This window comes from Amycolatopsis thailandensis (assembly GCF_002234405.1).
GTDB classification, from domain to species: Bacteria; Actinomycetota; Actinomycetes; order Mycobacteriales; family Pseudonocardiaceae; genus Amycolatopsis; species Amycolatopsis thailandensis.
In genome coordinates, this window is sequence record NZ_NMQT01000217.1 from 1 (window position 1) to 542 (window position 542).

Annotated in this window: 1 protein-coding gene; it reads right to left on the minus strand. The window is 70.8% G+C overall.

The window, feature by feature from the left end; translation table 11 throughout:
• On the minus strand, positions 1–542 hold a 542-nt coding region (locus CFP71_RS41605; RefSeq protein WP_167406475.1), incomplete at both ends, for a DUF2268 domain-containing putative Zn-dependent protease.

Consider the following 542-nt stretch of genomic DNA (forward strand, 5'->3'; position numbering starts at 1 on the left):
CGGTTACCGGCCGCGTACCCGGCACCGGTCGGCAGGCCGACGGGAGTGCCGCCGTAGCGGGCGGCGGTCTCGTCGCCGTGCACCCAGGCCGTGAAGTTCCGCATCCCGGTGATCTCCAGCCCGGAGACGACCTTCGCGAACACCGCGTCGTCGTGCAGATGCGGCACGCCGATCCGGGCGTAGCCGAGGTCGTCGCCGTACAACTGGCGGGCGAACGCGTCGGCCAGCCCCTCGGAGACGATCTGCTCGCCGACGGTGACCGTCGCCGGATCCCAGACCACCCCGCCGGGGCTGTAGCGGAGGTTGTGGTTCAGCTCGTGGACCGCCGTGGCTTCCAGTCGCGCCAGGTTCTCCGGATACGGCCAGAAGTTGAGGTGGATGTAGCCGGACACGCTGCCGTTCGCCGTCATCCCCAGGTTCGGGCCCATGAAATGCCCGTCGCCGGGATCCCCCAGCACGGTGAGGACGGTGATGTCCGGTACCGCGAGCGCGGGCGTCGCCGCGAGCTGCGCTGCGACGGCGTTGTCGAGCGCCCGCTGGAT